Source organism: Modicisalibacter sp. 'Wilcox', from assembly GCF_010993675.1.
Lineage (GTDB): Bacteria > Pseudomonadota > Gammaproteobacteria > Pseudomonadales > Halomonadaceae > Modicisalibacter > Modicisalibacter tunisiensis.
On record NZ_WNXF01000016.1, the window covers coordinates 1 to 12,913 of the forward strand.

At 69.4% G+C, this 12,913-nt stretch carries 13 protein-coding genes; 6 read left to right on the top strand and 7 right to left on the bottom strand.

Going from position 1 to position 12,913, the window contains the following annotated elements; all coding sequences use genetic code 11:
- Positions 1-112: 112 nt before the first annotated feature.
- The gene (locus G7A98_RS13805; RefSeq protein ID WP_163650265.1) at positions 113-2,206 is read right to left on the bottom strand and encodes a cache domain-containing protein; all 2,094 of its coding nucleotides are present in this window, start codon (positions 2,204-2,206) and stop codon (positions 113-115) included.
- Positions 2,203-3,564, bottom strand: a complete 1,362-nt coding sequence (locus G7A98_RS13810) for a sigma-54 dependent transcriptional regulator (protein WP_163650266.1) — start codon at positions 3,562-3,564, stop codon at positions 2,203-2,205. Before G7A98_RS13810 ends, G7A98_RS13805 begins: the two co-directional genes overlap by 4 nt.
- A 382-nt stretch (positions 3,565-3,946) precedes the next feature.
- On the opposite strand from G7A98_RS13810, the gene G7A98_RS13815 reads away from it, so the two are divergent.
- The 6 genes from G7A98_RS13815 (at position 3,947) to G7A98_RS13840 (ending at position 9,024) form a co-directional block, all read left to right on the top strand.
- Complete coding sequence (locus G7A98_RS13815) at positions 3,947-4,792, top strand: substrate-binding domain-containing protein (protein ID WP_163650267.1); 846 nt, start codon at positions 3,947-3,949, stop codon at positions 4,790-4,792.
- A 69-nt stretch (positions 4,793-4,861) separates the two neighbouring features.
- Entirely contained in the window at positions 4,862-5,569 is a 708-nt protein-coding gene (locus tag G7A98_RS13820; protein WP_163650268.1) for an ABC transporter permease, read from the top strand.
- A gap of 164 nt (positions 5,570-5,733) precedes the next feature.
- Complete coding sequence (locus tag G7A98_RS13825; RefSeq protein ID WP_163650269.1) at positions 5,734-6,423, top strand: ATP-binding cassette domain-containing protein; 690 nt, start codon at positions 5,734-5,736, stop codon at positions 6,421-6,423.
- A 45-nt stretch (positions 6,424-6,468) separates the two neighbouring features.
- Complete coding sequence (gene mobA / locus G7A98_RS13830; RefSeq protein ID WP_163650270.1) at positions 6,469-7,068, top strand: molybdenum cofactor guanylyltransferase MobA; 600 nt, start codon at positions 6,469-6,471, stop codon at positions 7,066-7,068.
- A gap of 127 nt (positions 7,069-7,195) precedes the next feature.
- A complete protein-coding gene (gene mobB / locus G7A98_RS13835; RefSeq protein ID WP_163650271.1) occupies positions 7,196-7,762 on the top strand; it encodes a molybdopterin-guanine dinucleotide biosynthesis protein B in 567 nt (188 codons plus the stop codon).
- On the top strand, positions 7,759-9,024 hold the full coding sequence (locus tag G7A98_RS13840; protein ID WP_163650272.1) for a bifunctional molybdopterin-guanine dinucleotide biosynthesis adaptor protein MobB/molybdopterin molybdotransferase MoeA: 1,266 nt from the start codon (positions 7,759-7,761) through the stop codon (positions 9,022-9,024). Before mobB ends, G7A98_RS13840 begins: the two co-directional genes overlap by 4 nt.
- Before the next feature lie 62 nt (positions 9,025-9,086).
- Here the strand turns inward: G7A98_RS13840 and glp are convergent, their stop codons facing one another.
- The 5 genes from glp to fdh3B all read right to left on the bottom strand — a co-directional run bounded on the left by glp (position 9,087) and on the right by fdh3B (position 12,900).
- Positions 9,087-10,277 carry a gephyrin-like molybdotransferase Glp gene (gene glp, locus G7A98_RS13845; protein ID WP_163650273.1) on the bottom strand — a complete coding sequence of 397 codons (1,191 nt, stop codon included), beginning with the start codon at positions 10,275-10,277 and terminating at the stop codon, positions 9,087-9,089.
- Positions 10,270-10,794 (bottom strand): molybdenum cofactor biosynthesis protein B, encoded by a 525-nt coding sequence (moaB, locus tag G7A98_RS13850; protein ID WP_163650274.1) that lies wholly within the window; start codon positions 10,792-10,794, stop codon positions 10,270-10,272. Before moaB ends, glp begins: the two co-directional genes overlap by 8 nt.
- The gene (locus tag G7A98_RS13855; RefSeq protein ID WP_163650275.1) at positions 10,791-11,111 is read right to left on the bottom strand and encodes a DUF1244 domain-containing protein; all 321 of its coding nucleotides are present in this window, start codon (positions 11,109-11,111) and stop codon (positions 10,791-10,793) included. Before G7A98_RS13855 ends, moaB begins: the two co-directional genes overlap by 4 nt.
- A gap of 89 nt (positions 11,112-11,200) precedes the next feature.
- Positions 11,201-12,244 carry a formate dehydrogenase subunit gamma gene (locus G7A98_RS13860; protein ID WP_163650276.1) on the bottom strand — a complete coding sequence of 348 codons (1,044 nt, stop codon included), beginning with the start codon at positions 12,242-12,244 and terminating at the stop codon, positions 11,201-11,203.
- An 11-nt stretch (positions 12,245-12,255) separates the two neighbouring features.
- Positions 12,256-12,900, bottom strand: coding sequence for a formate dehydrogenase FDH3 subunit beta (gene fdh3B / locus G7A98_RS13865; protein WP_163650277.1), 645 nt, complete (start codon positions 12,898-12,900; stop codon positions 12,256-12,258).
- Positions 12,901-12,913 lie beyond the last annotated feature (13 nt).

Consider the following 12,913-nt stretch of genomic DNA (forward strand, 5'->3'; position numbering starts at 1 on the left):
AATGGCGATATTCGCTATATTGCCATGCAGTTCAGTAGGTTAGAAGCATTCCTGGGGGCCGGTCTCACGGATTCAGGGCATTGTTACGTAGCGGGGCGGCCCTATCCCCGCCCTACCCCCGCGCCGAGGGCGTGGACATATCACTCAGCGAGTCGAGCAGCTTGCGGGTGGTGGTTTCCTCGGCGCCGCTGGGGATCGCCCGGGCGGGCAGCCAGACGTGGAAGATGGTGCCACGCCCCGGCGAGGAGGCGACGCTCAGTTCGCCGCCGCTGCGCCGGACGATGCCGCGGCTGATCGCCAGGCCCAGCCCGGAGCCGGCCTCGCGGGTGGTGAAGAAGGGGTCGAAGATGCGTTCGCGCAGCTTGAGGGGGATGCCGGGGCCGGGGTCGGCGACGCGGATGTCCACGCCCTCGACCCGGCCGTGGCCGGGCAGATCACGGTCGGCGTCGCGGGTGCGCAGGTGCAGCGTCATTGGCGCGTCGCTGGCCTGGGTGGCGTTGAGCAGCAGGTTGACCAGCACCTGCTGGAGCTGGCCGCGGTGGCATTCCACCGCCCTGGTGGCGTGCAGCGCCAGGTGCAGGCGGTGGCCGTGGCGGTCGAGCGCGTGGCGCACCAGCAGCTCGGTGTCGGCGGCGATGGCGTTGATGTCCTCGCGGTGGAAGCGGGTGTCGTGGCGGCCGGCCCGGGAGTACTGCAGCAGGTTGTCGATCAGGGCGCGGATGCGCTCGACCTGGGCGATGATGGTCTCGACCTCGTCGCGGACCGGCTCTACATCAGGCCCCAGCCGGTCGGCGAGCACCTCGATATGGCCGAGGATCACCGCGGCGGGGTTGTTGATCTCGTGGGCGATGCCGGCGGTCATCTCGCCCAGGGCGGCGAGCTTCTCCTGGGTCATCAGGCTGGCGCGGGCCTGCTTGAGCAGGGCGACGTGCTCCTCGAGGGCGCGGGTCTTCTCGCTCAGCGAGCGGGTGCGCGCCTCGACGCGCCGCTCGAGGGTCTGCGCGGCGCGCTGCAGAGCGTCCTGGTGGGCGTCCAGGCGGTCGAGCATGGCGTCGAACTCCTGGGCCAGCTCGGCCAGCTCGTCCTGGCCGTTGAGGTGGCCGATGCGCAGCCGGCGGCCCTCGCGGATGCCGTGGATGACGTGGTGCATGCGGCGCACCGGGCCGGCGAGCACGTCCACGCCACGGATCACCAGCAGCCCCGAGATCAGCACGATCACCGCCAGCACGGCGCCGATCTGCAGCAGGGTCTCGCGGTAGAGCGCCTCGTAGGGCGCCAGCGGGAAGCCGGCGTAGATCATGCCGATGCGCTCGCCGGTCAGCGACTCGAGCGGCGCGTAGGCGGCCACGTACCAGCCGCTGACCACGAAGGCGTTGTCGATGAAGCGCTTGCCGTCGCCCAGCACCCGGCGGCTGACGGGCTCGGAGACGCGGGTGCCCAGGGCGCGCTCGCCGTTGTCCAGGCGCACGTTGGTGGCGACGCGCACGTCGTCGAGAAACAGGGTGACGCTGCCGGTGGTGCCTTCGGGCAGCGTGCCGGGGCCGTAGACCAGGTCGCGGATGTCGTCGACGGGATCGGTCGCGCCGTTGAGCAGGCGCCCGCCATCCAGCAGCAGGCGGGGGTGACCGGTGGTGGCGGGCAGGGTATAGAGCGTGCGCAGCACCATGCCGCGGGTCTCGTACTGCCGGGTGCTGGGGGTCGCCCGTGGCGTCTTGCGCAGGGCGATGCGCGCCCGGCGGGCGAGCCCCGGCGCGAGGTTGTCGAGCCGCCCGGCGTCGAGCACGTCCAGCCCCGAGAGGCCGCCGTCATCGGCAGGCGACTGCAGGCGTCGTTGCAGCTCGGGGGCGTCGTCGAAGGCCGTGAGCGGGACGACACGCAGCCAGTCCAGCTGCATGGCGGCGCGGGTCTCGTCGAGCAGCGCGGCGAGCGACTGGGTGCTTTCGCCGTTCAGCGCCGAACCCAGCGCATGGCTGTGACCGAGCTCCTCGAGGCGTGCCTGCTGGCGCTGGCTGAGCCCGTCGAGCACCCGCGAGGCCACCGCCAGGTCGGCGCGCACCTTCATGTACAGCTGGCGATCGTTGTAGGTCGAGGTCCAGTAGGCGGTGAGGGCGGTCAGCGCCAGGATCAGCAGCACCAGCGGCGCGAAGGCCAGCCACAGCAGGCGGCGCCGGATCGAGGCGCGGACCCAGCGCCGCAGCCGCCTCATGTGTCGGCGCCTTGCCAGGCGGCCAGCTTGCGATCGAGGGTCTTGCGCGACACGCCCAGGGCGCGGGCGGCGCTCGACTTGGTGTGGCCGTGGGCGTCGAGCACGGCGAGGATGTGCGCGCGTTCCACGGCGTCGAGCGTCCAGTCGCTGGGGTAGCCGGCGCCGGGGGCGTCCTCGGGAGCGGGGGGGCTGTCGTCGAGCAGCTCGCCGGGCAGCTTGCCGAGCAGGATGCAGCGTTCGATGAAGTTCTTGAGCTCGCGGATGTTGCCGGGCCAGGCGTAGCGGGTCAGGCGCTCGAGGTCGGCGTGCTGCCAGGGCAGGGCGGCCAGGCCGAGATCGCGGGAGAGCTGCCGGGAGAAGTGATGCGCCAGGGCGGGAATGTCCTCGGGGCGCTCGCGCAGCGCGGGCAGCGTCAGGGTCAGCACATTGAGGCGGAAGTAGAGGTCCTCGCGGAAGCGGCCTTCGCTGACTTCCTGCTGGAGGTCGCGATGGGTGGCGGCGACGATGCGCACGTCCACCGGGCGCTCCTGCTCGCTGCCCACCGGGCGGATGCGCTTGCTCTCCAGCACGCGCAGCAGCTTGGCCTGCATCGCCAGCGGCATCTCGGCGATCTCGTCGAGGAACAGGGTGCCGCCGTCGGCGTAGGTGAACAGGCCGTCGCGGGTCTTGACCGCGCCGGTGAAGGCGCCCTTGACGTGGCCGAAGAGCTCGGATTCCAGCAGGTCGCCGGCGACGGCCCCGCAGTTGAGCGGCACGAAGGCGCCGAAGCGACCCGAGAAGCGGTGCAGGTCGCGGGCCACCAGTTCCTTGCCGGTGCCCGACTCGCCGTGGATCAGTACCGCCGAGGGGGTCGGCGCGACCCGCTCGATGAGTGCGCGCACCTGCGCCATGGCCTGGCTGTCGCCGATCATGCTCTCGTCGGCGTGACGCAGGCGCCGTGACTCGCGCTGCAGGACGAAATTTTCCCGTGCCAGGCGGCGCTGGGCGAGGCAGCGGTCGACGGCGCTCTGCAGCTGTTCGAGGCGGAAGGGCTTGATGATGAAGTCGCTGGCGCCGGCGCGCAGGGCCTTCACCGCCATGTCGAGGTCGGCATAGGCGGTCATGAAGATGACGTCGCTGCGCCGTTCGGGGCCCAGCGCCTCGTGCCAGTCGACCCCCGAGCGGTCGGGCAGGCGGATGTCGACCAGCAGCAGATCGAAGTGCAGCCGCTGGCGCAGGGCTTCCGCCGCGCTCAGCGAGTCGGCGGTCTCGATCAGCGCGAAGCGCGAGGCCAGCGCCTTGGACAGATAGCTGCGCATGCCGGGTTCGTCGTCGACGATGAGGACGGACGCGGTCGGCAGTTCGGTGGATGCGGTCATGTACGGCGTTCTCTGCGTCTCGGGACAAAGTGTCCCGATATTGGGTCAATTTGTTACATCTAGTGAGCGACCGGATTATTTTCATGGTAAAAGCCGGGATGGAATCCGGCAATTGTCCGGAAGCAGGGGCTCGCGTGATCGTTGTCGGCGGGATCGCTCGAGGCTGTCCCGGCGACAGGCCTTCGAGGGGGCGCTGTAAACCCGTCCCTGGGCGCTACCTCGGCCCTCCCTGGGCCGAGGACCCCCTCTCCGGCCTGTCCCCGGCGCCTCTCGCTGACATGATCGCGACAGCCCGGTGTCGGGGACTTGATGCCGCAGTCGGGCATAGAAATTGCTGGAGGAAGCGAGCACATCGCAATCCGACACGACACGAGGAGATCCCATGCTGAAACGTCGGCTTTCACTGCTCGCCATCGCGGCCGTCACCGCCATGCTGGCGACCGGGGCCCAGGCGGCCGAGATCATTCGCCTGGCGACCACCACCAGCACCTACAACTCCGGCCTGCTCGACTACCTGTTGCCCAAGTTCGAACAGGATCATCCCTACCAGATCCAGGTCATCCCTGTGGGCACCGGCAAGGCGCTGCGCCTGGGTCGGGACGGCGACGTCGACCTGGTGCTCACCCACGCCCCCGCGGCGGAGAAGGCCTTCGTCGATGCCGGCTACGGCGTCGAGCCCCACGGCGTGATGTACAACGACTTCGTCATCGTGGGCCCGAGCGACGACCCGGCCGGCATCAAGGGCGGCGATGATGCCGTCAAGGCGCTGGCCACGCTGGCCGACAAGAACGCGACCTTCGTGTCCCGCGGCGACGATTCCGGCACCAACAAGAAGGAAAACCACCTGTGGAAGGCGGCGGGCGTGTCTCCCGACTTCTCGAACTACAAGGCCGCCGGCCAGGGCATGGGCGCCGTGCTCAAGATGACCAGCGAGCTGCAGGGCTACACGCTCACCGACCGCGGCACCTGGCTGGCCATGAAGGATAACCTGGATCTCTCCATTCTGGTCGAGGGCGACACCAAGCTGTTCAACCCCTACCAGGTGATTCTGGTCAATCCCGAACGCTACAAGAACCTCAATACCGAGGGTGCACGGACCCTGGCGCAGTGGCTGATCTCCGACGAGGGGCAGACCCTGATCGACGCCTTCCGCCTCAAGGGCAAGGTGCTGTTCCACGCCAGCGCCGGCGAGACGGTGGACCCGTCCAAGGCGGTCGGCGCCAACTGAGATGTTTCTCCCTCCCACCCGCCTCCGCATGGGGGCGGGCCCGATTATTGAGCCCACGAGGACGCGTCGATGAATGAACTCATGGCCACGATGGGGAAGGCGCTGCACCTGCTGGTCTCCTTCGACCCGGCGCTGTGGGAGATCATCGGCGTGTCATTTCGCGTCTCGCTGACGGCGATCCTGGTGGCGCTGCCGCCGGCGTTGCTGGTCGCACTGGTGCTGGCGCGCGTCGCCTTTCCGGGGCGCTGGCTGGCGATCTCGCTGGTGAACACCTTCATGGCGGTGCCCACGGTGGTCGTGGGGCTGGTGCTTTTCATGCTGCTGTCGCGCAGCGGCCCGCTGGGCGAGTGGCAGCTGCTCTTCACCCAGCGAGCCATGGTCGTCGGCCAGATCATCCTGGCGACGCCGATCCTGATCGCCATGCTGCACAGCTCGCTGCAGAGCATCGACCAGCGCGCCTGGGAAACCGCCCGCCAGCTGGGCGCGGGACGGTTGCAGGCCTTCGCCATGCTGATCCGCGAGGCGCGCTTCGGCGTCATCGCGGCGGTGCTGGCCGCCTTCGGACGCATCATCGCCGAGGTCGGCAGCGCGGTGATGATCGGCGGCAACATCGAGCACTTCACCCGCACCATCACCACGGCGATCGCGCTGGAAACCCTCAAGGGCGAGTTCGCCCAGGGCATCGCGCTGGGCATGGTGCTGCTGCTGCTGGCACTGCTGCTCAATGTGCTGCTGGGGGTGATGCGTGGAAGGGGGCAGCAGATGGTGAGTGCCTGAGAGGGCGCTTACAAATTACTGCGCTAGGCCATACGGCGTTGAAATTAACCTTAAAATGCTCATTTATCGACTCATAAACTGCGCTGTTTCGGTTGATTTCGCCTTGTCTGGCCGTCGCTCGTGACGTTTGTAAACACCCTCTATGAATCGCCGAGGAACCGATCATGCTCGAGGTAAGCCGGCTGGCCCATGGCTTCGGTCGTCGGCCGCCCCTGTGGGAGATCCCGCACCTGCGCTGGGACGGGCGTTCGCTGGTGCATCTGCGCGGCGACAACGGCAGCGGCAAGACGACGTTGCTGCGCCTGCTGGCCGGGCTGGACACGCCGCGCCGCGGCACCATCCGCTGGGCGCTGGACGATGGCGCGCCAGCGGCGCCGCCGCGCTTCGGCGATCTGCTCTACCTGCACCAGCAACCCTACCTGTTCGATACCAGCGTGGCCGGCAATCTGCGCCATGTGGCACGCTGGCAGGGTTGGCGCGGCGACGACGCGCGCTCGCGCATCGCGGCGATGCTTTCGCGCTGCGGGCTGGCCGACCATGCTCGCCAGCACGCCCGGTCGTTGTCCGGCGGTGAGCGCATGCGTCTGGCGCTGGCGCGGGCCTGGCTGCTGTCGCCCCGCGTGCTGCTGCTCGACGAGCCCACCGCGAGCCTGGACCGCCAGGCGATCGACGACATCACGGTACTGATCCTGTCGCTGCGCGAGACGGGCTGCGCCATCGTGCTCAGCGCCCATCAGCAGAGCGTGCTGACCGAGCACTGCGACGCCGAATGGCACCTGGAGAGAGGCGGCCTGCAGGTGGGCGGGACGAGGGCCGATATTCCGGAAGCCTGGCCCCTCGGCGCGAACTCCTGAGGCGGGTATGATGCCGGGATACTGCTTCAAGGGGGAGTGAAGGTCATGCGCGAGGGTGAAGTGACCGCCGTGATACTGGCCGGCGGGGAAGGGCGCCGCATGGGCGGGCGCGACAAGGGCTGGGAGCCGCTCGCCGGCCGGCCGCTGATCGCGCATGTCCTGGACCGGCTCTCGCCCCAGGTCGATCGGGTCCTGATCAATGCCAATCGCAGCCTGGAACGCTACCGCGAACTGGGCTACCCGCTCGTCAGCGATCGCGAGGCCGGCTACCACGGCCCGCTGATGGGCATGTGGAGCGCACTGTGTGCGGTGGAGACCCCCTGGGCGCTGTTCGTGCCCTGCGACTCGCCGGCATTGCCCGAGGATCTGGTGGCCCGCCTGCGCGAGGGCATCGGCGAGTGCCGCATCGCCGTGGCCCATGACGGCGAGCGCGCCCATCCGGTGGTGGCGCTGATCGACACCGCACTGCGCGACGACCTCGGCGAGGCCCTGGCCGGCGGCGAGCGCAAGATCGACCGCTGGTACGCGCGTCACCCCTGGTGTCACGTCGACTTCGCCGATCGCCGCGAGGCCTTCGCCAACCTCAACTCGCCCGACGAGCGCGACGCCATGGAGCGGCGCCTGCGGGCGGACGGGTCGTTTTGACCCGGGCCGCCAGCACCGGGCGAAATCACGAGGAACGACGCCGACCTGTTGCCCCTGGCGGGGCCGAGCGTCGGCATGCCTGTTGCTTCCGAGACGCGATAGTTTTCCCGACGATCGAGAGAACCCGATGACCTTGTCGCTTGACACGCTGGAGACCCCGCTGCTGGGCATTGCCGCCTGGAGCGGAACCGGCAAGACCACGCTGCTCGAGGCGCTGTTGCCGCGACTGGCCGATGCGGGGCTGCAGGTGGCCATCATCAAGCACGCCCATCATGCCTTCGACGTCGACCAGCCGGGCAAGGACAGCCACCGACTGCGCCAGGCGGGGGCCACGCCGATGCTGGTGGCCTCGGGCCAGCGCTTTGCCCTGATGATGGAAACCCCGGAGCGCGAGGAGGCGGACCTGGCGGCGCTGATTCCCCATGTACTGTCCCTGGCACCGGACCTGATCCTGGTGGAGGGCTTCAAGGCCTGGCCGCTGCCCAAGCTGGAGCTGCATCGCCGGGCGCTGGACAAGCCGCTGATGGCCGATCGCGACCCCTGGGTGCGGGCGGTGGCCACGCCGGATGACATTGCCCTGCCGCCGGGGGTCGAGCGCCTGGCGATGGACGATCACGACGCGCTGGTCGCCTGGCTGCGCCAATGGCCGCAGCGCTGGCCCGAGATGCGCCGCGGCCCGAGGGAGATGACATGACACTATCCTGCTTTGAGCTGGGCCAGCGCATGCTCGGCGTCGACGAGACCCTGGACGCCCTGGCGGCGATGACCCCGCCGCCGGTCGCCGCCCGGCGCGTGCCCCTGAGCGAGGCCGTCGACGGCATCCTGGCGGCGGACGTGATCTCGCCGGTCGATGTGCCGCAGAACACCAACGCCGCCATGGACGGCATCGCCCTGGCCTGGGACGAGCGGCACCCGGCGAGCGAGGTGGCGATCGTCGGCGAGGTGCTGGCCGGCTCGCGGCCGGCGATGACGCTCTCGTCCGGGCAGGCGGTGCGCATCACCACCGGCGCGCCGCTGCCGCCGGGGGCGGACACCGTGATCATGAGCGAGCAGCTCGCCGCGGCCGATTCCGCCGCGCGGGTGGTGATCGAGCGGCCCGAGCGCGTGCGTCACGGTCAGAACGTGCGCCAGGCCGGCGAGGATCTCGCCCGGGGCGCGACGGCGCTCACTGCGGGCACCCGGCTGCGCCCGCAGCATCTGGGCCTGCTGGCCTCGCTGGGGCTGGCCGAGGTCGAGCTGTTCCGGCCGCTGCGCGTGGCGGTGTTCTCCACCGGCGACGAGGTGACCGCCCAGGGCGAGCCGTTGCCCGCCGCGGGCATCTACGACACCAACCGCTTCTCGCTGCGCGGGCTGCTGACGCGCCTGGGCTGCGAGGTGATCGACCTGGGCATCCTGCGCGACGAGCTCGACGGCATGCGCGAGGCGCTCGCGGCGGCGGCTCGCGATGCGGATATGGTACTGACCAGCGGCGGTGTCTCGGTGGGGCAGGCCGACTGGGTCAAGCCGGCGCTGGAGGCCATCGGCGAGCTGGGGCTGTGGCGGATCGCCATGCGTCCGGGGCGGCCGATGGCGTTCGGGCGCATCCGCCGGGACGGCGAGCGCGAGGTGCCGTTCTTCGGGCTGCCCGGCAATCCCGTGGCGGTGATGGTGACGTTTTTGCAGTTCGTGCAGCCGATGCTGCGTCGCATGCAGGGCGAGCGCGACTGGCAGCCGCTGCGCCTGACCGCGCTGGCCGCGGAACCCCTGAAGAGCCGTGACGGGCGCGTCGACTTCCACCGTGGCGTCTACAGCAGCGACGAGACAGGACGGCTGTGGGTGCGCACCACCGGCCGTCAGGGCTCCGGCATTCTCAGCTCGATGGTGGCGGCCAACTGCCTGATCGAGATCGGCGACGACCGCGCCACCGTCGAGGCGGGCGAGCCGGTGACCATTCAGCCGTTCGGTGATCTGACCTGACACAATGAACGGCCTCGCGATGGAGGCCGTTCACCGTTGTGGCTGGTACGCCCGGTAGTGGGTCAGTGGGTCAGCCACAGACACTCGACGGTGTCGCCTTCCTCGAGCGTGCTGTTCGCCGGAATCACCGCCAAGGCATCGGCGTCCAGGCACGATGACAGCACCGCCGAGTTCTGGTCGGCGAAGGCCCGGGCGAGCACGCCTTCCGGCGTGAAGTCGAGGGCGACGCGCATGTAGTGGCGGCGGGCCTGGGTGCGCGTGGTGAAGGCCGCGCGGGCCCACAGGCGCGGCAGCTCGGCCATGCGCGGGCTGCCCAGCAGCGCACCCATCAGCGGGCGCAGGTAGACCCAGGCGCCGACGAAGCACGATACCGGATTGCCCGGCAGGCCGACGAAGCGGGCCCGGCCGATGCGTCCCAGCGCCAGCGGCTTGCCGGGGCGCATGGCCAGTTGCCAGAGGTCGAGCCGGCCCAGCGATTCCAGGGCGTGCCGGACATGATCCTCCTCGCCGACGCTGACGCCGCCGGTGGTGATGATGACGTCGGCACGCTCGGCGGCCTCGCCGAGAATCCGTCGCGTCGTGGCGAAGTCGTCGGGCACGGTCTCGCGCATCACCAGCTCGGCGCCGAAGCGCTCCAGCAGCCGCGAGAGCATGGGCCGGTTGGAGTTGTGGATCTGCCCGGGGCCGAGCGGCTGGCCGGGGTCGACGATCTCGTCGCCGGTGGACAGCAGCGCCACGCGCGGGCGGCGGCGCACGCTCACGCGGGTGATGCCCTGGCCGGCCAGATGCCCCAGGGCGGCGGCTTCCAGCAGCGTGCCGGCCTCCAGCAGCGGCTCGCCGGTGCTGACATCGCGCCCGCACCGGCGGACGTTGTCGCCGGCCGCGATGTCGCCGGGAATGAACGCGCGGTCTTCCCGGATCTCCACGCGCTCCTGCATCACCACGGTGTCGGCGCCCGGCGGGATCTCGCCGCCGGTGAAGATGCGCGCGCAGCTGCCCGGCGCCAGCGGCGCGGGCGCATGCCCGGCCGCCACCCGCTGGCTGATCGGCAGCCAGCCGCCGGCGTCGGCGTGGCGCAGGGCGTAACCGTCCATGGCGCTGTTGTCGGCGGGCGGCACGTCGAGGCGGGCGGTGACCGTCTCGGCGAGCACGCGCCCGGCCGCCTGCTCGGCGGCGACCGGTTCGGCCTCGAGCGGCGCGACGCCGTCCAGCAGCGCCTCGAGGGCCCGTTCGACGCTCTGCAGCTCAGCCATGCTGCCCCCGCCCGGGGATCACCAGGTTGGCGAAGTTGCACGGCTTGTGGCGGCTGTCGAGCTGCTCGTGGAGGATGCCGTCCCAGGCGGTACGGCAGGCGCCGGTGGAGCCGGGCAGGCAGAACACCACGGTGCGGTTGGCCAGCCCGCCGAGGCAGCGGCTCTGCACGGTGGAGCTGCCGATCTCCTGCCACGACAGGTGGCGGAACAGCTCGCCGAACCCCTCGATGTGCTTGTCGATCAGCACCGAGACCGCCTCGGGCGTGGAATCGCGCCCGGTGAAGCCGGTGCCGCCGGTGGCGATGACTACCTGCACGGCCTCGTCGGCGATCCACTGCGCCACCACCGCGCGGATGCGGTAGACATCGTCGGGGACGATGCGCTTGACGACGAGTTCATGGCCGTCGCGCTCCAGGCGTTCCACCAGCGCCTGCCCGGAGCGGTCGGTGTCCTCCGTGCGCGTGTCGGAGACGGTCAGCACGGCGATCTTCAGCGGGACGAAGTCGGCGTCGCTCATGCCTTGGCGTCCTTCCGGGCCTGCTGGCGCGCTTCCAGCGCGGCGAGCTGCTCGGGGCTGGCCGGTGTCTGGTAGAGCGACTTCCACTCGCTGTAGGGCATGCCGTAGACATGCTCGCGGGCCGTTTCGTAGTCGAGTTCGATGCCGCGCTGCTCGGCGGCGGCCACCAGCCACTTGGACAGGCAGTTGCGGCAGAAGTCGGCAAGAATCATCAGATCGATGTTCTGCACGTCCTTGTTGGCGTCGAGGTGCTCCAGCAGCCGACGAAACGCGGCGGCTTCGAGCTCGGTACGGGTGGTGGCGTCGAGATGCTGCATGGACTCGGTCTCCTGGTTGGGAAGAATTCCAGCATATCAAAGCACGACACCGCCCGGAGGCGGTGTCGGTGCAAAAAGTGATTCAACGCTCAGTTGGGCCGATTGGCGGTCGCCGTGTCGTCGTCCACCGGCGGGTTGTCCTGCTCGGGCTGGCCGGCGCTGTCCTTGACCTCCTCGTACCACAGGTTGTGGTGCTGCTTGGCCCAGGTCTCGTCGACATAGCCGGTGGTCATGCCCTCCAGCGCGCCCTCGGTGCCCAGGGTGCCGATGTAGATGTGGCCCAGGGCCACGGCCATCAGGATCAGCGAGGTCACGGCGTGGAACATGTTCGCCCACTGCATGTTGTCGCGGGTCTGGCCGAACAGCGGGAAGTCGAGCACGAAGCCGCTGACGATCACCAGCAGCCCCACGCTGGCGAGGATCCAGTACCAGGCCTTTTCCCCGCCGTTGGCGAAGCCGGCGTCGGGGTGCTTGTTGCCGACCATGCCGCCGCCCTGCTTGAACCACTGCCAGTCGTGCTTCCTGGGCAGGTTGACCGTGAGCCACTTGGCCAGCATCAGCAGCAGCAGGATGCCGAACACCGGGCCCACGTAGTTGTGGGTCAGCTTGGTCAAGGCGATCAGGTTGGCCCAGAAGGCGTCGCCGAAGGCGTGGCGGAAGACGAACTTGCCGTACAGCAGGTTGAGCCCGGTCAGCGCCAGGACGATGAACAGCGTCGCCACGGTCCAGTGCATGGCCCGTTCCAGCGCGGTCCAGCGCAGCAGCTTGCGGCCGGTGCGCTCCTCGTCGAGGTCGTTGCGGCCGACGATCAGGTAGAAGATCACCAGGATCGCCAGCATGCTGCCCAGGGCGATGAGACCGGCCGGCGAGATCCAGTCGTTGCGGATCTGGCGCCAGGTCTCGCCGCTGGTGTTGATCAGGCTGTAGGTGGAGTCATGGCGAGTGTCGATGAAGTTCTCGCCGTTCTTGACCTCGCGCCAGGTGTCGGCGTTGATGGTGCCGACCGCCTGGTTGAGCTCCTGGTCGGGATCGGCGGCCTGCGCGGTCGATACCAGGCCGGCGGTGAGCACCGCCAGCATCAGTATCACACCGAGCACGTGCAGCCGTTGCAGGCATTGCATGAGTGTGTGCATGGGAACGCTCCTCACTTTTCAGCGCGGGTGGCGTCGTAGGCCATGTTGTCGAGATTGGCCGAGACATCCGGGGCCGACGCTTGTGCCTTGTCGACGGAGGACCAGCCGCCGTCCTTGTGACCGCGATAGACCACGCGCTGACGGAAGATGTCGGAGATGGTCTGGGCATCCCCGGCGAGCAGCGCCTTGGTGGAGCACATCTCGGCGCACAGCGGCAGCTTGCCCTCGGCGATGCGGTTGGCGCCGTACTTCTCGTACTCCTCTTCCTTGGTCTCGGCGGGGCCGCCGGCGCAGAAGGTGCACTTGTCCATCTTGCCGCGCTCGCCGAAGGCGTTCTGCTTGGGGAACTGCGGCGCGCCGAACGGGCAGGCGTACAGGCAGTAGCCGCAGCCGATGCAGATGTCCTTGTCGTGCAGGACGATGCCGTCATCGGTCTTGTAGAAGCAGTCGGTGGGGCAGACCGCCATGCAGGGGGCGTCGTCGCAGTGCATGCAGGCCACGGAGATCGACACTTCCGAGGGCTGGCCGTCGTCGAGCGTGACCACCCGGCGGCGCTGGATGCCCCACTCGGTCTCGTTGGCGTTCTTGCAGGCGGTGACGCAGCCGTTGCATTCGATGCAGCGTTCGGCGTCGCACAGGAATTTCATTTGAGCCATGGTGTTCTCCTCT

What these genes read in the sequence shown, in the direction of transcription:
- G7A98_RS13805 (WP_163650265.1), bottom strand. Translation starts at nt 2,206, where the DNA reads ATGAGGCGGCTGCGGCGCTGGGTCCGCGCCTCGATCCGGCGCCGCCTG.
- G7A98_RS13810 (WP_163650266.1), bottom strand. Translation starts at nt 3,564, where the DNA reads ATGACCGCATCCACCGAACTGCCGACCGCGTCCGTCCTCATCGTCGAC.
- G7A98_RS13815 (WP_163650267.1), top strand. Translation starts at nt 3,947, where the DNA reads ATGCTGAAACGTCGGCTTTCACTGCTCGCCATCGCGGCCGTCACCGCC.
- G7A98_RS13820 (WP_163650268.1), top strand. Translation starts at nt 4,862, where the DNA reads ATGAATGAACTCATGGCCACGATGGGGAAGGCGCTGCACCTGCTGGTC.
- G7A98_RS13825 (WP_163650269.1), top strand. Translation starts at nt 5,734, where the DNA reads ATGCTCGAGGTAAGCCGGCTGGCCCATGGCTTCGGTCGTCGGCCGCCC.
- mobA (WP_163650270.1), top strand. Translation starts at nt 6,469, where the DNA reads ATGCGCGAGGGTGAAGTGACCGCCGTGATACTGGCCGGCGGGGAAGGG.
- mobB (WP_163650271.1), top strand. Translation starts at nt 7,196, where the DNA reads ATGACCTTGTCGCTTGACACGCTGGAGACCCCGCTGCTGGGCATTGCC.
- G7A98_RS13840 (WP_163650272.1), top strand. Translation starts at nt 7,759, where the DNA reads ATGACACTATCCTGCTTTGAGCTGGGCCAGCGCATGCTCGGCGTCGAC.
- glp (WP_163650273.1), bottom strand. Translation starts at nt 10,277, where the DNA reads ATGGCTGAGCTGCAGAGCGTCGAACGGGCCCTCGAGGCGCTGCTGGAC.
- moaB (WP_163650274.1), bottom strand. Translation starts at nt 10,794, where the DNA reads ATGAGCGACGCCGACTTCGTCCCGCTGAAGATCGCCGTGCTGACCGTC.
- G7A98_RS13855 (WP_163650275.1), bottom strand. Translation starts at nt 11,111, where the DNA reads ATGCAGCATCTCGACGCCACCACCCGTACCGAGCTCGAAGCCGCCGCG.
- G7A98_RS13860 (WP_163650276.1), bottom strand. Translation starts at nt 12,244, where the DNA reads ATGCACACACTCATGCAATGCCTGCAACGGCTGCACGTGCTCGGTGTG.
- fdh3B (WP_163650277.1), bottom strand. Translation starts at nt 12,900, where the DNA reads ATGGCTCAAATGAAATTCCTGTGCGACGCCGAACGCTGCATCGAATGC.